The organism is Chitinophaga cymbidii, assembly GCF_007992715.1.
GTDB classification, from domain to species: domain Bacteria; phylum Bacteroidota; class Bacteroidia; order Chitinophagales; family Chitinophagaceae; genus Chitinophaga; species Chitinophaga cymbidii.
In genome coordinates, this window is sequence record NZ_BKAU01000002.1 from 919,202 (window position 1) to 940,093 (window position 20,892).

The window sequence follows — 20,892 nt, forward strand, 5'->3', positions numbered from 1 at the left end:
GAGGTATGAACAAGAACATATTCCGCGATGTAAGGAAGCAGCTGGAAGGAGATATTTATTTTGAAGATAATGTGGCGGACAGAACGGTGTTGATGGCATATGCCACGGATGCATCGGTGTACCAGGAACATCCCCTCGGTGTGGCGCTTCCGAAAAGCAGGGAAGACATCCGCCTGCTGGTGAAGCTGGCGCAAACGCATCACATCCCCCTGATACCCCGCACCGCCGGCACTTCGCTAGCGGGGCAAGTAGTGGGTAACGGACTGGTAGTGGACGTTTCCCGTTACATGAATAAAATGCTCGAAGTAAACACCGAAGAAAAATGGGTGCGCGTACAGCCCGGCCTGGAACGGGACGTACTGAACGAGCTGCTGTTGCCGTACGGGCTTTTCTTCGGGCCGGAAACTTCCACCTCCAACCGCGCCATGATCGGCGGCATGATCGGCAACAACTCCTGCGGCCTGCATTCAATGGTCTGGGGCACTACGCGGGACAACCTGCTGTCCGTAGACGTGGTGCTGAGCAACGGGGAAGAGGCCGTGTTTGCGGATGTGGATGAAAATACATTGCAGGAAAAGCTGGCGCTGGATAATTTTGAAGGATCGATCTACCGGTCGATGCATGCTATGTTGTCTGACAAAGACAATCAGCAGGCGATCGAAGAAGGATATCCCGCCCGCTCGCTCCGCCGCCGGAACACCGGCTACGCGCTGGATGCGCTTGTGCATACAACGCCCTACGGCGGCGGCCTGGCCCCTTATAATCTTTCCCGTCTTATTGCAGGGTCGGAAGGCACGCTGGCTTTTATCACGGAAGCAAAGCTGAAACTGATGGACCTGCCGCCGAAGGTGAACGGACTTGTATGCGTGCATTGCAGCAGCCTCAAAGAATCATTGCAGGTAAACCTCATCGCCATCCGCCACCCCGTTACCGCTTCGGAGCTGGTGGACGATGTGATCATGGGCTTTACCAAAGATCATCCCGAACATCAGCAGAACCGTTTTTTCGTTGCCGGCGATCCCGCCGCGATACTCATGGTGGAGTTCATGTGCAACAGCGAAGAAGAACTGAAAGCACAGACCGATGCGTTCATCGATGAAGTAAAAGCAAACGATCTCGGATATGCGTACCCGTTATTGCGCGGCGCGGACATCAATCCCGCCTGGAACCTCCGCAAATCCGGCCTCGGCCTGCTGCGGAACATCAAGGGAGATGCGCAGCCGGTGAACCTGATCGAGGACTGCGCCGTAGACCCGGCGTACCTCCCGGATTATATCGCTGACGTACAGGAAGTATTGCGCGCCATGAACCTGCAGGCATCTTACTATGCCCATGCCGGCGCCGGAGAGCTGCATGTGGAGCCGATCATCAACCTGAAAAGCGATGAAGGCCGGATCATCTTTCGTTCCCTGCTGGCAAAGACCGCCGCGATCGTCAAGAAATACAAAGGCTCGTTGAGTGGTGAGCACGGCGATGGCCGCCTGCGTGGCGAGTTCATCCCCTTCATGCTGGGAGAACATTGCTACCGGCTTTGTAAGGCCGTGAAACAGCTGTATGATCCCGCAAACCTGCTGAACCCCGGCAAGATCGTGGATACGCCGCCGATGGACCAGTCATTCCGCTACAAGGAGCCCGCCAAAGGGCCGAAGGTCAAAACACATTTCGATTTTTCGGAAGAAGGCGGCATCCTTTCCCTCGCGGAAAAGTGCTCCGGCTCCGGCGACTGCCGCAAGACGCACTTTGCCGGTGGCACCATGTGCCCCAGCTACATGGCCACCCGCTTCGAAAAAGATACCACCCGCGCAAGAGCGAACGTATTGCGGCAATTCCTCGCGCAGGACAATACCGCCAAAGCATTCGACCACGACGAAATCCACCAGGCCATGGACCTCTGCCTTTCCTGCAAAGGCTGCAAATCGGAATGCCCTTCCAGTGTAGACGTGTCCAAACTGAAAGCCGAATTCCTGCAACAATATTACGATCAGCACGGCATTCCCCTGAAAGCCCGCATGATCGCCGAGTTCCCGGCGCTGACGAAACTCGCCGCCGCCACACCACGACTTTTCAATTTTGCCATCCATAACAAACTCACCGGCAGTATTCTGAAACGGATGATGAACATGGCCCCCGAAAGGGAAATACCCGCCTTGCACGCCTTCACGCTCAAAGCCTGGTACCACCGCTTCCGGCGCGCGCAGCAGGGCGTTCCATTCACCGGGAAAGTGTATCTCTTCTGCGATGAGTTCACCAATTACAACGACGTTACCATCGGGATGCGCTGCATTGAATTGCTGACCGCGCTGGGGTATGAAGTGGTGATACCGGAACACCGGGAAAGCGGGCGCACCCATTTGTCCAAAGGCTTGGTGAAGCGCGCCAAATCCATCGCGCGGAGGAATGTGGAGCAATTGTCTTTTATCACGGAAGGGCCATATTTTTTAATAGGGCTGGAACCTTCCGCTATATTGACTTTCAGGGATGAGTACATAGACCTCGTGCCGCCGGAGCTGAAGCAGCAAGCAAAAGCGCTCGCCGGAAAAGTGATGCTCTTTGAAGAGTTCATGGCCGCGGAAATGGACAGTGGCCGTATTCCGAAAGAACGTTTCCGGAAAGCGCAGCAGAAGATCATCATTCACGGGCACTGTCATCAAAAGGCGCTTTCATCTGTAAACTTCATCAAAAAAATTCTGTCGTTCCCCGAAAACTACGAGGCCAGCGTGATCGCTTCGGGTTGCTGCGGCATGGCGGGCTCATTTGGTTTTGACAGGGAGCATTACGCCACGTCTATGCAGATAGGGGAGCTGGTGTTGTTTCCCGCGGTGCGGAAGGAGCGTGAAGAGGTGATCGTTGCCGCGCCGGGCACCAGCTGCCGGCACCAGATCAAGGATGGTACCGGCAGAGTGGCGCTGCATCCGGCGGAAGTGTTGTGGGAAGCGCTGGTGTGATGCGGTCTGTACGTGTGCCGCCGCAGGGTGGCTTATTCCGCCGGCGGTGAATATTTCACGATGTCGATACCAATGCCGTTAGGGTCCTGTATCGCGAAGTGCCGTTCGCCCCAGGGTTCATCCCTTATATCGATCTTGATGTCCACCCCCTTCTTTTTCAATTCCTGGTAGAGCTTGTCTACGTCTTCCACTTCAATGGTAAGGTACATGCCCTGGCCGGTAAACGGTTTCTGGAACAAGGGCTGCTGCGAGGGATGGTCCGGCAGCAGAAAGCTGATGGCCATACTGCCGTCCGGCGTGTTCAGCAACAGGTAAAAATCATTCTCGAAGAATACGCCGAAGCCAAGAACATCCGTGTAAAATGCTTTGCTCTCCGCGAGCTTTTGGGTGACAATGCCAGCATTCAGTTTCATTTTCGTCAGGTTTTTATTCGTTTGTGCGTAAAGTTTTGTTACGCAGCAAACGGTGATGATGAGAGTGAGTAACTTTTTCATACCACAAAGTTGCGGCAGCCGGAGCAGAAAAGATTGTAAAAAACGGACAAAATCAGCCGTTCAGCGCCTGGCGCGGCGTAGCGCCGTAGAAATTCCGGAAGTCCTTGATGAAATGGGACTGGTCATAATACCCCGAGGGCTGCGCGCGCAGGCTGTTCTGAAAGCGCACCACCTTGCAAAAGGTCTTGGGCGTATCACCGATGTAAAACTCGAACAGGCGGCGCAGTTGACGCGGGCTGATGCCCGTGTCCAGCGCTTTTTCCGTACTGAGCGTTCCCTCATGCTGCAGGATGATGCGGATGGCATCGTACAGCCGCCCGTCTGCATTGAATACCGTTTTCGCTGCCTGTCTGGAAAGATGGATGTCCAGCCGGTCTTTGATCTGTTCCATCGTAAGTCCGGGATGAATGTCGCTGGCGATGAACTTTGCTACGGTAGGCACCACGGCATGCAGGCTTTCAAAGCGGTTGCTCAGCTCGGCGGCGTTGACAGAAAAGAGTTGAGGGAACATGGTGGGGAGGAATCTGATGCCGATGTAATGGAAAGTATGTTCCAGCAGGAATTCCGTATATTGATTACAGAATCCCATCACAAAATTTTCCTGGGGCTGATGCAATTCGAAAAATATATCGATGCAGCCGTCCGCCACCACGCGGTAGTTGAATGGTGCGTCCAGCGCGCGGGTCGTCTTCAGTTCCCAGTAGCAGTGAACAAACGGGACCAGCGGCGCAGCCGGCGGCAATTCGCGGTAAGCCACATCGTCCGCCGCCTGCCGGATCAATGGCTGTATGGGCTGATAGAGCGCTTTTATGTCGGAGAAGATTTTCAACGATGGCGTTTTTATAAAGATAGGGCGTATTTGTCGCAATTCACCTCGCAAAAGTCATTTTTACCACCTTCAAACCCCGGACAATTTGCCCATTTTTGTCTTCATAATAAAACCTTATAAACATGAAAACAAAAAACATTCTTTACTGGATCTGCACTATCCTTTTTGCATTATTTATGGGCGGTACCTCCATCCCCGCGCTGATCTCACCGCAGCAATCCATAGAGCTGTTCAAACTGCTGGGATACCCCGCTTACCTGGTCGGTTTCCTCTGTGTCGCCAAGATACTTGGTTCGATCGCGATCGTTGTTCCCGGATTTCCGAGGCTGAAGGAATGGGCTTATGCCGGCCTTTTTTTTGATATCACCGGCGCCACTTTTTCCATGGCTATGACCGGCATGCTGGATGCCGCCGCTGTTGGGTTCATGCTGGCAGGATATGTATTGTTCGCCGGTTCTTACATCCTTTATCATCAAAGGCGGAAATCAGCAGCCGGCGCGCATCTGCAGCCTGCGATCTGACGGGAGTTTGTTTATTAGCGGGAACGGAGTATCTTATCTGTCATTTATCCACTTATGATTGCCAGATACGTTATCCTTGCCGCTATTTTTTTGTCCTGTTGCAGGCAGGCCGAAAAGAAAACCTCCTGGGCCGAATACCTTGGCGGGCCTGACAGAAACCATTATTCGTCACTTGATCAGATCAACACTACGAATGTGGGGCAGCTGAGGATCGCGTGGGAATATCATGCCGGGGATTCCGGACAGGTGCAGTGCAATCCCATCATCATCGATAGCGTGTTATACGGCGTGACCGCCTACAACCATGTGTTTGCGTTGCATGCCGGGACGGGGAAAGAAATATGGCGGAACCGCGCGAGCGGGGAAGGCGCGAAGAATGTTAACCGCGGTGTTACTTATTGGGAAGATGGGGATGATAAAAGGATATTATTCGCGTATGCCGACTGGCTGGCAGCCGTGGATGCCCGTACCGGAACGCTGATCCCCTCGTTTGGCGACAGCGGAAAAGTAAGCCTGAAAACCGGGCTGGGCGCAGATGCCGCGGACAAGTACGTTTGCTCCACCACCCCAGGCACCTTGTTCAACGACCTTATCATTATGCCTGTCCGGGTAGGAGAAGGAGAGGGCGCGGCGGATGGGCATGTACAGGCATTCAACGTTCGCACCGGCAAGCTCGCCTGGGTATTTCACACCATTCCGCAACCCGGAGAAAAAGGATACGAAACCTGGCCGGCAAACGCATACCGGGATGATAACATCGGCGGCGTGAACAGCTGGCCGGGCATGTCCATCGACCGGGAACGGGGAATCGTCTTTGTGCCGACAGGCTCACCCGCATTTGATTTTTACGGTGGAGAACGAAAGGGACAGAACCTCTTCGCGAATTGCGTACTCGCACTGAAAGCCGCTACCGGCGAATATCTCTGGCATTTTCAGACCGTACATCATGATGTGTGGGACCGCGACCTGCCGGCGCCGCCCAATCTCGTGACCATCCATAAAGACGGCAAACGGACAGACGCCGTAGCGCAGATCACAAAATCCGGCTACATATTTCTTTTCGACCGGGAAACCGGAACGCCTTTATATCCTGTTGAAGAAAGACCATTTCCCGCTTCCACGCTTGCCGGAGAAGAAACCTGGCCCACCCAGCCGGTGCCGGTATTACCCAAACCTTTCACAAGACAAAACATCACAGAGAAAGACATCAGCCCTTTCGCTGAAAACAAGGAGGAACTGTTAAGAATTTATCACGATGCGCAAAAAGGAACATTCCGACCGCTTGCGTTGAACAAAATGACCATCCTGTTTCCCGGCGCGGATGGTGGCGCGGAATGGGGTGGCGCGGCAGTTGACCCTGAAGGTATCCTGTACGTCAATTCAAATGAAATGGCCTGGCTGCTAGGTCTTGTAAACACGCCCGCATCAGGCGCGCAGCAGCAACTGAGCCAAGGAAACGTACTGTATAATACTTATTGCACCTCCTGCCACAGCGGTGACAGAAAAGGCAATCCCAACAGTGGATACCCTTCCCTGGAACATATCAAACAACGCATGCCCCGCGAGCAGGTAGCGAAGCTGATCATGAGCGGGAAAGGCATGATGCCGGGCTTCACAAATATCAGCGCGATAGAAAGGCAGGCTATTATTGATTTTCTTTTCGATGAAGAAAAAACGGAAGCGCCGGCTAAGGGAAGCACTATAGCCAGAGGCCCTTATCAATTCACCGGCTATAACAAGTTCCTCGACAGCAAAGGTTATCCCGCTATCAGCCCGCCCTGGGGCATGCTTACGGCCATCGACCTGAATACCGGCCAGCATCTCTGGCAGCAGACGCTTGGGGACTTCAGCGAGCTTTCCGCCAAAGGAAACGGCCCTACCGGTACAGAAAACTACGGTGGCCCTGTGGTCACGGCAGGCGGGCTGCTGTTCATCGCGGCCACGAAAGACGGTATGTTCCGCGCGTTCGACAAACGGACCGGTAAACTTTGCTGGGAAACGAAGCTCCCGGCGGCGGGGTTCGCTACGCCCGCCACGTATGAATGGAAAGGAAAGCAGTATGTGGTGGTGGCCTGCGGAGGAACGAAGCTCGGTGCGGAGAAGGGGGATAGTTATGTGGCGTTTGTATTGCCGTGACCCTTATTGTCTGTCTGATTCTTTCTTGCTCATGCCATCTGACAAGTATTTCTATGTTTATGAATAGTTTTTCATAAAATAGAAAAATGTTCATAATTTTAAATTATGATGAAACATCAAATAAGCTCAAAGAAAGCCTACCACGAAACCATGATCACCATCTACAAACTCATGGACAAAGGCGAAGAAAACCTCAAACCCGAAGAGCTTAAAAAGCTCTCCGCGATGGTAGTAGCGGCAGAAAAATACGAAGATGAAGTGCTCGGCCTCAAACCACAGAAAGAACCCGGGTCCATCGCGGAAGCGGTGGAGCTGAAGATGTTCGAAAAAAAAATGTCCCAGTCCCGGCTCGCGGAGGAGCTGGGACTCGCCAAATCCAAACTCTCTGAATTGCTTTCCGGAAAGCGCAAACCGGATGTACCGTTCCTGAAAAGTTTGTACAAAGTATTAAAGATAGACGCCGGCTTTTTGCTGGAACATGCCTGAGCATCACCAGCCAACGTACGCCGGTGGCTTGATGCCGTTCAGCCGTAAATAGACCAGCAGCTGCCCGCGGTGATGGGTTTGATGGTCATTTACAAGATTGATGATCTGCAATTTGGTTTTTGGCCCCGCGAAAAATTTCACTTCGTCCCCCAGGTGCGCTGCTTCAAAATGCCCGAGTGTTTGCAGCGCATAATCATAGACCCTTTCGAGAACCTTTAATATCTCTTCTTTGTCCTGCAGCTTCGCATCCTGTTTGGATACAGGATTACTGCCTTTCGAAAGATAGGAAGAACTTAACCAGCCAAGATTGGCGCCTAGGTGCAGCAGCTGCTCCCCGAAAGACATTTCCTCCGGCACCGGTTTGAAAGCATATTTTTCCGCTGGCATCAGCTGCGCTACTTTGAGGGTATATTCCTTTGCGTTCTTCAGTTTAACGATGGCTGCTTTCAGGAAAAGAGAATCGGTCACCTGCGCGCGGGCAGAAAACCCGGTGAACAGCACGCAGCTGAATAGTATCCAAAAATACCGCATACAATGATTTTAAGAATTAAGATAGTAATTAACGTATCGTGTTATTAAGATTAAAGCATGCCTGATCTTTGACATTTGTCCATTTTTCAATCCTTATAGATCAGTATCGTTATCTTCCCGTCCTTCGTCACACTGCCCCGGTACATCCCCGCAGTATTAAAAGGCATCGCCATGTTCCCGTTTTTATCCAGCGCGATCAGGCCGCCATTACCGCCAAGATCGCCCACTTTTTTAATAACCGTTTTCCCTGCTTCTTCCACGGAAATTTCTTTGTACGCCATGAGCGCGGAAAGGTCATACGCCACTACATTCCGGATATAAAACTCACCCCATCCCGTGCAGGAAACCGCCACGGTGTTATTGTTCGCATAGGTGCCCGCGCCGATGACCGGTGAATCCCCGATGCGTCCGAATTTTTTATTTGTCATGCCGCCGGTGGAAGTGCCTGCGGCAAGGTTCCCCTGCTGGTCCAGCGCCACGCAGCCCACCGTCCCGAATTTATGATCGTGATGCCCGGCGCCCGGCACAAAGCTGTGGTCCAGCTTCGCTTTGGTGGAATCTTCCTGCAACGCGCGCTGAAGGCTGCGCCAGCGGTCTTCCGTTCTGAAATAGGCCGTGTCCACGATCTCGATGCCCGCCTGCGCGGCAAATTCTTCCGCGCCGCGGCCGGCCATCATCACGTGCTCTGATTTTTCCATGACGGCGCGGGCCAATGCGATCGGATTGCGGATGGTGCGCACGCCAGCAACAGCGCCGGCCGCCAGCGTTTTGCCATCCATGATGGAAGCGTCCAGCTCATTTCTGCCGTCGTGCGTGAACACCGCGCCTTTGCCGGCGTTGAACAGGGGATTGTCTTCCAGGATGCGGATGCAGGCTTCTACCGCATCAAGACTGGAGCCGCCGGATTGCAGCACGGCATATCCCTTTTTCAGCGAGGCTTCGAGCGCTGCTTTATACTGTGCTTCCTTTTCAGGCGTCATGTTCTGCCGCGTGATGGTGCCGGCGCCGCCGTGGATCACCAGCACGTAATTCCCGGCCGTTTTTTCCTGCGCGTTCGTGCAGGAAGTAGCGAGCAGCGGGCATAAAAAGATCAGTAGCCAAAGTTTCCGCATCATCGTTTTTGTTTTAAGATACCATTTTCCACCCGTCAAAAATACCATTTTCCGATATTTGCGGGTAAACAAGCACATCATTGATCATGATACGGTTTAAAAGAACAGATCACATAGCGATCACGATCCCGAAAGGCAAAACCGGGGAGGCACGGGCATTCTATGGCGGCATTTTACAGTTAAAAGAAATCCCCGGCAAGCATCCCAACTGGGCCACCTGGTTTGAACTGGGCGATATAGAGCTGCATGTGGTGGAAGAAGAAGGAGCGCACGGGCTGTCCGCCCGCCATGCGGCTTTTGAGGTAACGGACCTGGAAGGAGCAAAGGCTTTTTTATCCGCTAAAGGCATCGATATAACCTATTCCTCCAAAATAACCGGCCGCGAACGATTTTTCTTCCGCGATCCGTTCGGCAACAGGATAGAGCTGCTGGAATATGAAGCCTGACGCCGGATGACAGGGAAGCTGCCACCCGGCCGGCTCTATCGGGAAACTAAAAAGGAATATCAGGAAAACCTGAATACACTCAATACGAATACGAGCACAAACAACAGGAACTGCGTAATGTGAAAAATGCTGATCCTTTTTTGAAGGGCGGACACTTCCTTGCCGTTCTCCCCCAAAGGCAATAATTTCCGCAGCTTCGTCATCGAAGGCCGCGCGATGAGCAGGCCGTTCAGCAGGATCAGCAGCACAATTCCCATCTTCACCCTGAACCATACCTGCGTGGTGAAAGCATGCCCGTAAACACTTACCATCAGAACCCCGCTGAGGATCAGCAAAGCCAGGCCGAGCCCCATCAGCATGGAAAACCTTGCTGTGGCTGTATTCACGGCGATGGCTTTTTGCGCGTCCTGCCGGAGGTATTTCAGCATCTGGCGGAAAGTGAAATAATCCGCGAAAGTGGTGCCGGCCATGATAACGATGCCGATGATATGTAGTAATAATGAAATTTTCAGAAGGATATAACTTGACATGCGCTGGTGAATTTTAGTTTAGAAGGATGGTCCCAGTTTGCGTAAATACCTCACGCAAAGCATATAGACCGTGAGGTCGAACAAGGGAAAGAACGCTTTGTATATCGGGTCGCCGCTGCACAGGTGCGCAATGGAAGCGGATACCAGCACGATGATGAAACCTGCGTATACCCATTCCCGGTACCGCTCGGGCGTCTGCGGGAACAGGAGCACAATAGCGCCAATCATCTTCATCACATTCAGCTGTATCCTGAAATAATCAGGGAACCCCAGCGCCCGGAACGCCTCTTTCATCGACAGCGAGTAAACCGCCGTGAACAGCATGAATGCGCTGATAAAAATGTTTAACGCCCAATAGGCCCTTATTTTCTTTTCCATGATATGAATACGTTTTATTCATATGACAGGACAGGCCATCTTTTTGTGACAGCATATTATTAAATAAGGAACTGCTTCAGCTTTTCCGGGTTGGCCTGTATATAGATATTCCGGATCTGGCCGTCTTCCGGTTCAAAGGAGAACAGGGCGGCAGGCACTCCGCCGATATAGGAAATCGTAGAAGGCAAGCCGTTCGCGATGATGATCTCCTGCCGGAAGCCCGCTTCAAGCTGGTAGAGCTTGGGCATGACCGAGAGTATCAGGCGGCTTACATTTTCCTTTCCGAAAACAGGTTTCAGCCCGGCGCCGAGGCGCTGGCCGTTGGTCGTCACAGTGGTGGCGCCGCCTTCGGACTGGAACACGATATCGTCTTTCAGCATGCCGATAAGCGCCTCCATATTTCCCGCGGTCACCGCCTGCAGGAATTGCTGCAGCAATTTTTCATGCGCTTTTACGTCCACCTCATACCGCCGGGCATCCTTGCCAAGATTATCTTTCGCGCGTTTCAAGATCTGCCGGCAGTTGTCTTCGCTTTTATCGAAGATGCCGGCCAGCTCGTAATAATCATATGCGAATACTTCCTTCAGCAGGAAGATGGCCCTTTCCACCGGGTTCAGCTTCCTTAACAGCACGAGAAGCCCGATGGACAGCGCGTGATACAGCTCTCCGCGCGCCTGCGGATTCCCCGGATCATAGTTCACGATCGGCTCCGGCAGCCATACGCCGATGTATTCCTCCCGCTTCAGCCTCGCGCTATTCAGATGATTGATGCATTTGCCGGTGACCATCTTTACGAGGTAAGCCTTCGTATGCCTGATCTCCAGGGTTTCTATTTCCATCCATTTGAGATAGGTATCCTGCACAATGTCCTCCGCATCCGCCACCGCGCCGAGCATGTTATAGGCGATGGAAAAAAGGAGGGCTTTGTATTCGAGGAATACTGCTGTTTTGTCGCTCATACGCCGGGTGTTTTCATTATAAGACAAGGTACGCGGGTTTTTTGTGACAGGATGTGGAAGATTTTTTTATATATTTATCCCGCACTTGTACCGGATGTCAACGGTAGCGCTATCAACCAGAGAACGATTGACCAAAACGTATTATTTTAAAGTTATCTTATGCCCGCGTGAAGGGTATTTAATGACCGCTTCTTTACTTTTATCGCGTTTTTAACTTTTTAAACTACAGTTTAAAATGCACAGAATTTCTGAGTTAAAGGAGAACAACGAAGCTGTTTTCAGGGACATCTTCAATGAATATCAATATCCTTTATATAGATTTTTATATCAAAAGATTGATTCGGAGTTTTATGCGAAAGAAGTAGTACAGCTGACCTTTATCAAGCTGTGGAAGTACCGTCAGCAGCTGGACCCGGACCTGGACATTTCCATTCAGCTGTTCCGCATCGCGCGGACCACCCTGATAGATGAGATCCGCAAACTGCAGACGAGGGACCGGCATTACTATAATTACGGCGCTTCTCCCGCGGGCAAAGGCATTCCGGACGATTCCACCACCCACCTGATATCTTACCGGGAAACAAAAGCAAAACTGTTCCGGCTCATCAACATGCTGCCGCCGAAAAGGAGAGAGGTTTTCAAGCTGAGCAGGATACACTGCCACACCAATAACGAGATCGCCAGTATGCTTTCTATTTCACCCAAAACGGTGGAACATCACCTGACGCATGCATTGCGTTTCATGCGGCCTTTTTTCTCTTTACTGATAATTTTTTATATCCTTGTCGGATAATAGTAGTTTTGTCATGTATTCGCGTCAATGAAAGAACATCATCAAAATAGTGATAACGCCCAAAAGGAAAAGGAGATAGCTGATCTGGCAAGGTATCTTGAGGAAAATTCATTGACGATCGAAGAATATCTTTCTGAAGACGAGTGGAACAGGTTCCTGGAAAGCAGGGACAACATGCAGGAAGAGCATGCCGCCGAAGAAAGTTACGGCCCTGTTTACAAAGCCACCCTGCGCAAAAGCAAAATAAAGAAGAACATCTACACCGGTATGAAGCTGGCCGTTTTCCTGGCGATCTGCGCCAGCGCCTGGTTCCTGCTGGACGTGAACAGCTACTTCGCCCAATCCCCCGCCACCGAACGCATCGTTTACCAGCATACGAACACTTCCGGCTTCGATGAAAAGATCACCCTGCCGGACGGCTCCCGCATTATGCTGCAAGCCGGCAGCGCAATATCTTACCGCGAAGGCTTCAATACCAGCCGCCGCGACCTGTACCTCACCGGCAGCGCCGTTTTTGTAGTGGAGAAAAACGACAGAGCGCCGTTCACCGTTTATTGCGGCAGCATTGCCACCACCGCGCTCGGCACCATCTTCAGTGTGGACGGCCGCCCGGAAAATCCTGTGGTGCATCTCTATGAAGGCAAAGTAGTGGTGAAAGGTATAAAAGACACCACCGTCCGCAGCTATCTTTTCCCCGGGGAAACCGTGGCATACCTCGCGAGCGAGAATATTTTCAAACCCGTGATACAGACCGCCGCGAAAACTCCGGTGAAAGAAAAAACAAACACCGTTACACCAAAGAAAACACCGGAGGAAGCATCCGCCGCACCGGTGGAAACGAAGGACCCCGCCACCAGCCGGTCTTACCTGAACTTCCAGAATAAAAAGCTGAGCACCATTTTCGACTACCTGGCGGACCGCTACGACGTGGAGATCCGTTATCCTACAGACATCGCCCTGTCCACCAACGTGCTCCTTTCCGTGGACGCGGACCAGCCGGTCGGCAAGATCCTCGAAAATATTTGCCGCACGAGTGGGTTGACAGCCAACAAGTTAGATGACCGTACCTACCTGATCACAAAATAATTTTACGCGCATTAGGGGATCGCCGGTTTGCGGAACGTATTAGGGTTGAGAATTCTATTCAGAAAAATCAATCCGCTGGAATATGCATAAACTTTTACCGCTACTCAAACGGCATTTCTTCCTATCCTTATTGCTGCTAACGGCCACCGCCGGTTTTGCGCAGACGCAGACGGCAACGATACAGGGCGTTGTATCGGATGAATCGGGCAACCCGCTTCCCTTCGTGTCCATTTCCTCGAAAAACTCCCTTTCGAAGAAATTGTATCACGCCATCTCCGACACCCTCGGCCGGTTCAGCTTTACGAACCTGCCGGTGGAAGGCACTTACAGTTTTGACTTCTCAACAACCGGCTACCAGAAACGTTCCGTTACCGGGTATGTCATCAAAAGCGGCGTACCGAACACGGTGTATGTAAGCCTGGAAATTGACGAAGCGAAGCTGGATGAAGTGATCGTGGTAGGTTACGGCACACAGAAAAAAGTGAACCTCACCGGGGCCGTGAACCAGATCAGCGGCGACGAGCTGCGGGACAGGCCGGCCACGAACATTACTTCCATGCTGCAGGGCGTCATGCCCAACCTGAACATCCGCGTAGCCAGCGGTACACCGGGAGAAATGGGCAACCTGAACATCCGCGGCGTTACCTCCATCAACGACGGCAACTCCATGCAGGGCGCGCCGCTCGTGCTGATAGACGGTATCCCCGGCACCCTCGACCGCTTGAATCCTGAAGAAGTACAATCCATCTCCGTACTGAAAGACGCGGCCTCCGCCGCGATCTACGGCGCCCGCGGCGCTTTCGGCGTGGTGCTGATCACCACCAAGAGCGGCCACTCCGGGCGCACCAGCGTACGGTATAATAACTCTTTCGGCTTTTCCACACCAACCGTAAGCACCGATTTCATGACCACCGCGTACGACTGGATGAAGCTCAACGACGCGGCACTCGCACACATAGGTGGATATTCCGGCTATACCGAAAGGGATTACGAAGAGCTGCTGGCCAGGAGAAATGACAAGACCGAAGATCCTTCCCGCCCCTGGGTGACCATCCAGAACAGGAACGGCCGTGATCAGTATGTGTACTATGGGAACTACGACTGGTGGGATATCATGTTCACCAAATGGCAGCCGATGCAGAACCACAACATCAACCTCACCGGCGGCAACGACAAGATATCCTTTATGCTGAACGGCAACCTGAAAACAAAAGACGGCATCAACCGCATCAACACGGATAAATACAGCTCAAAAACATTACGCTCGAAAATATCCGCCCAGTTATATCCCTGGCTGAAGATCTCCAACAACACCAATTTCTATCATTCCAGCTATGAATATTTCGGGCGGCAAAACGGCGGCTCCGCCAACTTCACGCACATCAACGTACACGCTTCACCGGCTTACGCGCCCATGAATCCTGACGGCACGGCTACCTACATCACCGGTCTCAATAACTACGATATCGGCGACGGCATCTTTGCCATGATGATAGACGGCAACACACGTGGCCGCAAAAGGAAATATGAGCTGACCACCATTAATGAGATTACCATCACGCCGCTGAAGGATTTCAACATCACGGCGAACTACAGCTTTAACATGTACACGGACCCAACCTTCTACCGCCAGGTGCCCGCCAAGTACTCGCTGTATCCCGGCGTAGTGGAAACCACGCCGAAATATAATGTAAACAAGCTCACAGAATCGCAGCAGTTCAACCAGGTACACGTGGTGAACGTATATGCGGATTACTTCAAAAGCTTTAACAATACCCACAACTTCAAAGCGCTGATAGGTTATAACCAGGAGCTGGCGATTGCTAAAGAACTCACCGGCGCCCGGATGGATGTGTCTTCCGAATCACTCAACGACCTTGACCTCGGCACCGGTGATCAGACCGTGTTCGGTGGTTCCAGCGAATATGCGCTGATGGGATTTTTCTACCGCCTCACATATGATTATAAAGGCAAGTACCTCCTGGAAACGAATGGCCGTTATGATGGCACTTCCCGTTTTCCGAAAGACAGACGCTTCGGCTTTTTTCCGTCGGTATCTGCCGGCTGGCGCGTGAGCGAGGAAAATTTTTTCAATCCTTTGAAGGATGTGGTAAGCGATTTGAAGATCAGGGGATCGGTTGGCTCCCTGGGCAACCAGGACCTGAGCGGAATGAATCACCCGAATGAGGACCGTTACCCCTACATCGTGGCGATGGCGCCGGGTACAATGGCCTATATGCTGGACGGAGAACGCGCCAAATACTATGGCGCTCCGCTGCCGGTAGCCAGTGACCTCACCTGGGAACAGATCACCTCCTACAATGGTGGTGTGGATGTCAGCTTCCTCAAGAACAGGCTGAGCATCAGCTACGACCAGTATGTGCGTAATACCTCACGGATGCTGAGCGGAGGATTGCAGTTGCCGAACGTTTTCGGCGCGGATGAACCAGTGCGGAACGTAGCCAGCCTGCAGACAAAAGGTTTTGAGCTGACCGTGAACTGGCGCGACCGCTTTATGGTGGCCGGCAAGCCGTTCAGATACAATGCCGGTTTTATGATCGGCGACAACCACTCGAAGATCACAAGCATTCTGAACTCAACCGCGCTGACCTATTCCCTTTACGTAGGAAAGGAAATAGGGGAGATATGGGGATATGTTACGGACGGTTTTTTCCTGACAGACGCGGAAGCGAAAACATACCCGGTTGACCAGGTGTGGCTGAACAGGGTAAGAAGGGACAACAACATCCCGCTTCGCGCCGGCGACCTCCGCTGGCTGGACCTGAACGGCGACGGAAAGATCAGCGCAGGCGCCAATACGATAGGTGATCCCGGCGACCAGCGCGTAGTCGGTAATTCCACTCCGAGATACCAGTATTCTTTCAACCTGGGCGCTGACTGGAATAACTTTGACCTCTCCATTTTCTTCCAGGGCCTCGGCAAAATGAACTGGTACCCCGGTAATAACGCGGACCGCTTCTGGGGCCCGTATTCAAGGCCGTATTTCTCCTTCATCCCTGCCGACTTTGAAAAGGACGTTTATTCCGAAACGAACAAGGACGCCTATTTTCCCAATCTGCTCGCTTACGTAGCGCTGAATGCCAACAACGAATTGAGAGCCACCAATAACCGGTACATGCAGGACCTGGCTTATCTGCGCCTGAAGAACCTCACGCTGGGTTATACCCTGCCGCGCCACCTGCTGCAGCGGTTCAAGATACAGCGCTTCAGGATCTTTGCCAGCGGTGAGAACCTCGTAACATGGACCAAGTTGCGGACAAAGTACATCGATCCTGAACAGGCGATGTCGCAGATAGACGGGCGCGTTTACCCGTTCAGCAAAACGTATGCTTTCGGCTTTGATGTTTCATTCTAAGAACTTATTTGTATGAAGAAGAATATTCACAACAAGTTATTCATATTGGCGTCCGTCCTGTTGCTTTCGGCCTGCAGCAAGGATTTCCTGGAAAGGTATCCTACGGCCTCCGTTACGCCGCCTACTTTCTTCCAGTCGGAGAGTGATTTTATTACCTACACGAACCAGTTCTACGGCTACCTTCCCGGCGATGCGGAGATCTACGGAGAGTCCGCGGACAATATCGTAAAATCATCCGTAGACCAGCAGGTCAGCGGTACCCGCCTGATCCCCACCACAGACAGCAAATGGGGCTGGAGCGAATTGCGGACCATCAATTTCATGCTCACCAGCGAGAACGTAAAGAACTATCATGATGCCGCCGTTCGCGACCATTATGTAGGACTGGCAAAGTTCTTTCGCGCATATTTTTACTTTGAGAAGATCAGGATATTTGGCGACGTACCCTGGTACGGCGTAGTGATCGCAACGAACGACGAGGCCAATCTCATGAAGCCCCGCGATTCCCGTGTGCTCATCGTGGATTCCATCCTCTCCGATATCAATTTCGCCATCGATCACCTCGATGCCGGGAAAAAGGTGGAGCGCGTTACCAAATGGACCGCCCTCGCATTGAAATCAAGGATATGCCTGTACGAGGGTACCTGGCGGAAATATCATACCGAATTTAATCTTCCCGGTGCGGAGGAATTGCTGAACGAATGTGTGGCCGCTTCGCAGACATTGATGGAGGAAGGGCCTTACATGGTATATACCAAAACGGATGGCCCTACCGGAAAGCCTTACCAGGACCTGTTCGCCACGCTCACGCTGGAACCTGTTGCGGATGAGGTGATCCTCGGCCGCCGCTATTCGAACGAACTCTCCTTAAAGCATGGCCTCCAGTTTTACATCACGGCCAGAACGCAGGGTAAACCCGGACTGGAAAAAAGACTGGTCAACAGCTACCTGATGGCGGACGGTTCCCGTTTTACGGACATTCCCGGTTATGACACGCTGCAATACTACGAGGAAGTACAGAACCGCGATCCGCGCCTGGCGCAGACCATCCGCACGCCGGGCTACACCCGCATCGGGCAGACAACGCCGGTAGCCGTGGATTTCGAATCCACCATGACCGGCTATCAGCCCATCAAATGGATGAACAATCCTTCCTTCGATGGTAACGGGCAGTCCATACAAGACCTCGTGCTCTTCCGGCTGGGTGAAGTGCTGTTGAACTACGCGGAAGCAAAGGCCGAACTTGGCACCCTCAACCAGGCGGACATCGACAAGTCCATCTGGCTGCTTCGCGACCGGGTAAGCATGCCCAACCTCAACATGGCCGCCGCCAACGCATCCCCCGATCCGTATCTCGCCGCATTGTATAAAAACGTCAACGGCGCCAACAAAGGAGTGATCCTTGAAATAAGAAGGGAACGCCGCATTGAGCTGATCATGGAAAGCCATCTGCGCTGGGAAGACATCATGCGCTGGAAAGAAGGCCAGATTCTCACCGCGCCGTTCCAGGGCATGTATTTCCCGCGGCCGGGCTTTTATGATCTCGACAGGAATGGTGTGATGGACGTGGAGATATATACCGGCAGCAAGCCCCCGGCCACCGGTCCCTACCAGATCCCCGCCAGCGACCTCTCCGGCGGCACGAAAGGCAACATCGTTACCAACCGTAACATCGTGAAGGTCTTCGATGAAACGAAAGATTACCTGTGGCCGCTGCCGATCGAAGATCTCACCCTGAACAAGAAACTTGAACAGAATCCTAACTGGAAGTAATTATGATACGCAAGCTAAGTTTTATACTGTCTTTGTGCGCAGTGTTATCCTGCAACAAAGATCCCTATATCCCGAACACAGATCCCGTGTATGTGGAACTGGGGAATGGAGATGCTACTTATGGCGGAGGAAATGATCAGCAGCAGCCTTTGGGTGCTATCCGTTACATGACGTATAACATCCACGCTGCTGCGCCTCCCGCGCTGCCCGGCACTACGGACCTGAATGCCATCGCCGATGTGATCAAACAGGCGAATCCCGATATCGTTTTCCTGCAGGAAGTAGACAAGAATACCGGCAGGAACGGGTATTCCGGCGATCAGGCCGCGGAGCTGGCGGCAATGACGCAGATGAACTTTACGTTTTTCTCTGCCATCCCTTACCAGCGCGGATTCTACGGCGTGGCGGTATTAAGTAAATACCCCTTGAAAGGGATCAAAAAATACCTGCTGCCCAAGGAGCTGCCGGAACATGAGCAAAGAGTGCTCGGCGTAGCGATGGTGGATTTGCCGGGCGTGGATTCCATTGCCGTGGCGGTAACGCACTTGCAGCACAACAGCGCCGCCGCCAGGGTACTGCAGATCAATAAAGTGGCGGAGATCCTGGGCGCGATCCGGCAGCCTTTGCTGCTCGGCGGCGATATGAACGAAAAGCCGGACGCCGCTGATTTCTTTTCCGTATTTGACGGGGCTTTCACGCGCACCTGCATGGGCGTTAATTGTCCAAATACCTTCAGCGCACAAGTGCCTTCGTCCATCATCGATTACCTGGCCTTCAGGCCGGCGCAGGCATTCACGATCAGCACACACCAGGTGATCAACGAGCGCGCCGCATCCGATCATTTGCCGGTATTGGCAGAACTGAAATTTAACCGATAATCATTACTTATGAAATATTCTCTGCTTATCATCACCTTCCTGGCATTGTTTACAACAATAGCAGGATGTAAAAAGACCGAAGAAGAGATACAGGCGCCGGTGATCACGATCAGCGACGAGTTCGCGAACGTGGATAACTTCAACGTCGGGGAAGAGGTCAGGATAGATGTGAATGTTAAATCCGCCGCAGGCGTGAAAAGGCTGGCATATTACTTTATCACCAGAACAGCGAACGGCACCGAATCCGGCACGCCTGTGTATATCGATAAAACGGATTTCCCGCAGGAAATAAATGAGGAGATCGTGTTCAAGGTGCAGGAGAACATGGTGGAGCTGGTGATCATTTCTTTTGACAGGATGCACCGCAACTCGGAGATCCACATCGCACCCAAAAATATCCGCGCTATTCCGGTAATGGCGTTTAAAGACGACATCAAATACCGGGAGACCGTTTTCGAGAACAAGCAATTGAAGGTGGAGGGGACGATCACTTCCGAATTTGACCTGACCGCCGTAACTTACCAGACCATTGTGGGCGGCACGGCGTCAGAAGAGCATACCATCGCCATCACCGATCCGAAAAGCATGCCTTTTGCGGCCAGCGTGGTGGTGGTCAGGAATATGACCGCTATTGTGATCAAAGCAAAGAACACCTACAACGGTACAGCTATTGATACGTTCAAAATTGGTTCGGTGGCGGATGACGATGTGGCGATCACGCTGGAAGGCGGTAACACGAATATCCCGATCGCGTACATTGGTGTGGAGAATACCCTCGCGGGTACGGTGTCTTCCGGCTCCGGGGTGTCCAGCCTGAGCTACGCGGTGAAAATGAATGGCGTTTACGGCGCGGAAACGCCCATCACGATCGGCGATCCGAAAGACGAGTTTCCTTTCTCCATTTCATTCTCTGCCGCGAAAGGAATTGAAGCGGTGCGGATCACGGGCAGCAATGAAGGCAGCAAAACGAAAGTAGCGGAGTATGCCGTGGCGAAAGTATATACAAAACTGGTACACTTTACGGATATCAGGCTGACCACGGAAATAGGCCCCGGTAAGAACAACTGGTTTGCCGCCTACCAGGCGCCGCATGTGTTCGATATCACCAATGCCGCGGCCAATCAGCTGATGGTAGACATCGCGCTGGTGAAATACAGCGGTACCAGCTACCGCATAATGCCGGCAGCTGTATTTGATGCCGGCGCCGCTTATGCCACAGCGATGGCGCCCTATATGGTGGGCTTCACCAAAGCGCCATATTCCCTGGTGACCGCGAACCGGCCAAGCATCACGCCAGAAGCTTTTGAAAGCCTGGAATGGGACGGCCAGATGATGGAGTTCCTCGATACCAAAGTGAGAGCCCCGGTGGCCGCAGGTGGTGAGAACTACAATTTTTATGGTACGAACCGCCGTACCAACAGCGATCTGAAAGCGGGCCAGGGCTTTATCATCGGATGGGGACAGTGGGACCCGATCGAGAACAAAGCTTTCGGCATCGTGATAGTGAAAGAATACGCGGTAACGGATGGCGTTGCAACGGCTACTTTGGAGATCAAGGTGCCGGAGGAAGATAACAGGACGAAATACAATCCTGTTTCCATTTTTGATTATCCTTGATT

At 52.5% G+C, this 20,892-nt stretch carries 18 protein-coding genes; 11 read left to right on the plus strand and 7 right to left on the minus strand.

Annotated features, from left to right (window positions below):
* The first annotated feature begins 5 nt into the window (after nt 1-5).
* Nucleotides 6-2,945 carry an FAD-binding and (Fe-S)-binding domain-containing protein gene (locus CCY01nite_RS14870; RefSeq protein WP_146863132.1) on the plus strand — a complete coding sequence of 980 codons (2,940 nt, stop codon included), beginning with the start codon at nt 6-8 and terminating at the stop codon, nt 2,943-2,945.
* Nucleotides 2,946-2,977: 32 nt separating this feature from the next.
* Here CCY01nite_RS14870 and CCY01nite_RS14875 read toward each other — a convergent pair whose 3' ends face one another.
* Together CCY01nite_RS14875 and CCY01nite_RS14880 are read right to left on the minus strand one after the other, a co-directional pair.
* Nucleotides 2,978-3,439, minus strand: a complete 462-nt coding sequence (locus CCY01nite_RS14875; RefSeq protein WP_186831068.1) for a VOC family protein — start codon at nt 3,437-3,439, stop codon at nt 2,978-2,980.
* Between the two features lie 52 nt (nt 3,440-3,491).
* Nucleotides 3,492-4,268: an AraC family transcriptional regulator gene (locus CCY01nite_RS14880; RefSeq protein WP_146863135.1), complete on the minus strand. Its 777-nt coding sequence runs from the start codon at nt 4,266-4,268 to the stop codon at nt 3,492-3,494.
* 122 nt (nt 4,269-4,390) lie between these two features.
* Between CCY01nite_RS14880 and CCY01nite_RS14885 the strand changes: the two genes are divergently transcribed.
* The 3 genes from CCY01nite_RS14885 to CCY01nite_RS14895 all read left to right on the plus strand — a co-directional run bounded on the left by CCY01nite_RS14885 (nt 4,391) and on the right by CCY01nite_RS14895 (nt 7,411).
* Nucleotides 4,391-4,789, plus strand: a complete 399-nt coding sequence (locus tag CCY01nite_RS14885) for a DoxX family protein (protein WP_146863138.1) — start codon at nt 4,391-4,393, stop codon at nt 4,787-4,789.
* A gap of 54 nt (nt 4,790-4,843) precedes the next feature.
* Nucleotides 4,844-6,925, plus strand: coding sequence for an outer membrane protein assembly factor BamB family protein (locus CCY01nite_RS14890; RefSeq protein ID WP_146863141.1), 2,082 nt, complete (start codon nt 4,844-4,846; stop codon nt 6,923-6,925).
* A 108-nt stretch (nt 6,926-7,033) separates the two neighbouring features.
* The gene (locus CCY01nite_RS14895) at nt 7,034-7,411 is read left to right on the plus strand and encodes a helix-turn-helix domain-containing protein (protein WP_146863144.1); all 378 of its coding nucleotides are present in this window, start codon (nt 7,034-7,036) and stop codon (nt 7,409-7,411) included.
* 3 nt (nt 7,412-7,414) lie between these two features.
* Here CCY01nite_RS14895 and CCY01nite_RS14900 read toward each other — a convergent pair whose 3' ends face one another.
* The gene (locus CCY01nite_RS14900; protein WP_146863147.1) at nt 7,415-7,942 is read right to left on the minus strand and encodes a DinB family protein; all 528 of its coding nucleotides are present in this window, start codon (nt 7,940-7,942) and stop codon (nt 7,415-7,417) included.
* 86 nt (nt 7,943-8,028) lie between these two features.
* Nucleotides 8,029-9,057 (minus strand): isoaspartyl peptidase/L-asparaginase family protein, encoded by a 1,029-nt coding sequence (locus tag CCY01nite_RS14905; RefSeq protein ID WP_146863150.1) that lies wholly within the window; start codon nt 9,055-9,057, stop codon nt 8,029-8,031.
* A gap of 83 nt (nt 9,058-9,140) precedes the next feature.
* Here CCY01nite_RS14905 and CCY01nite_RS14910 point away from each other — a divergent pair, with 83 nt between their 5' ends.
* On the plus strand, nt 9,141-9,500 hold the full coding sequence (locus tag CCY01nite_RS14910; RefSeq protein WP_146863153.1) for a VOC family protein: 360 nt from the start codon (nt 9,141-9,143) through the stop codon (nt 9,498-9,500).
* 59 nt (nt 9,501-9,559) lie between these two features.
* Here the strand turns inward: CCY01nite_RS14910 and CCY01nite_RS14915 are convergent, their stop codons facing one another.
* From CCY01nite_RS14915 to CCY01nite_RS14925, 3 genes are read right to left on the minus strand one after another with little or no spacing between them, the layout of a single operon-like run.
* On the minus strand, nt 9,560-10,030 hold the full coding sequence (locus CCY01nite_RS14915; protein ID WP_146863156.1) for a DUF2269 family protein: 471 nt from the start codon (nt 10,028-10,030) through the stop codon (nt 9,560-9,562).
* 18 nt (nt 10,031-10,048) lie between these two features.
* Complete coding sequence (locus CCY01nite_RS14920) at nt 10,049-10,408, minus strand: DoxX family protein (RefSeq protein ID WP_146863159.1); 360 nt, start codon at nt 10,406-10,408, stop codon at nt 10,049-10,051.
* 59 nt (nt 10,409-10,467) lie between these two features.
* Complete coding sequence (locus CCY01nite_RS14925) at nt 10,468-11,367, minus strand: sigma-70 family RNA polymerase sigma factor (RefSeq protein ID WP_146863162.1); 900 nt, start codon at nt 11,365-11,367, stop codon at nt 10,468-10,470.
* Nucleotides 11,368-11,602: 235 nt separating this feature from the next.
* On the opposite strand from CCY01nite_RS14925, the gene CCY01nite_RS14930 reads away from it, so the two are divergent.
* The 6 genes from CCY01nite_RS14930 to CCY01nite_RS14955 all read left to right on the plus strand — a co-directional run bounded on the left by CCY01nite_RS14930 (nt 11,603) and on the right by CCY01nite_RS14955 (nt 20,890).
* Entirely contained in the window at nt 11,603-12,160 is a 558-nt protein-coding gene (locus CCY01nite_RS14930; protein WP_146863165.1) for a sigma-70 family RNA polymerase sigma factor, read from the plus strand.
* 27 nt (nt 12,161-12,187) lie between these two features.
* On the plus strand, nt 12,188-13,246 hold the full coding sequence (locus tag CCY01nite_RS14935) for a FecR family protein (protein ID WP_146863168.1): 1,059 nt from the start codon (nt 12,188-12,190) through the stop codon (nt 13,244-13,246).
* Between the two features lie 82 nt (nt 13,247-13,328).
* Nucleotides 13,329-16,622, plus strand: coding sequence for a SusC/RagA family TonB-linked outer membrane protein (locus tag CCY01nite_RS14940; RefSeq protein WP_146863171.1), 3,294 nt, complete (start codon nt 13,329-13,331; stop codon nt 16,620-16,622).
* Nucleotides 16,623-16,634: 12 nt separating this feature from the next.
* Entirely contained in the window at nt 16,635-18,395 is a 1,761-nt protein-coding gene (locus CCY01nite_RS14945; protein WP_146863173.1) for a RagB/SusD family nutrient uptake outer membrane protein, read from the plus strand.
* 2 nt (nt 18,396-18,397) lie between these two features.
* Complete coding sequence (locus tag CCY01nite_RS14950; RefSeq protein WP_146863176.1) at nt 18,398-19,273, plus strand: endonuclease/exonuclease/phosphatase family protein; 876 nt, start codon at nt 18,398-18,400, stop codon at nt 19,271-19,273.
* Between the two features lie 9 nt (nt 19,274-19,282).
* On the plus strand, nt 19,283-20,890 hold the full coding sequence (locus CCY01nite_RS14955; protein WP_146863179.1) for a hypothetical protein: 1,608 nt from the start codon (nt 19,283-19,285) through the stop codon (nt 20,888-20,890).
* The last annotated feature ends 2 nt before the right edge of the window (nt 20,891-20,892 follow it).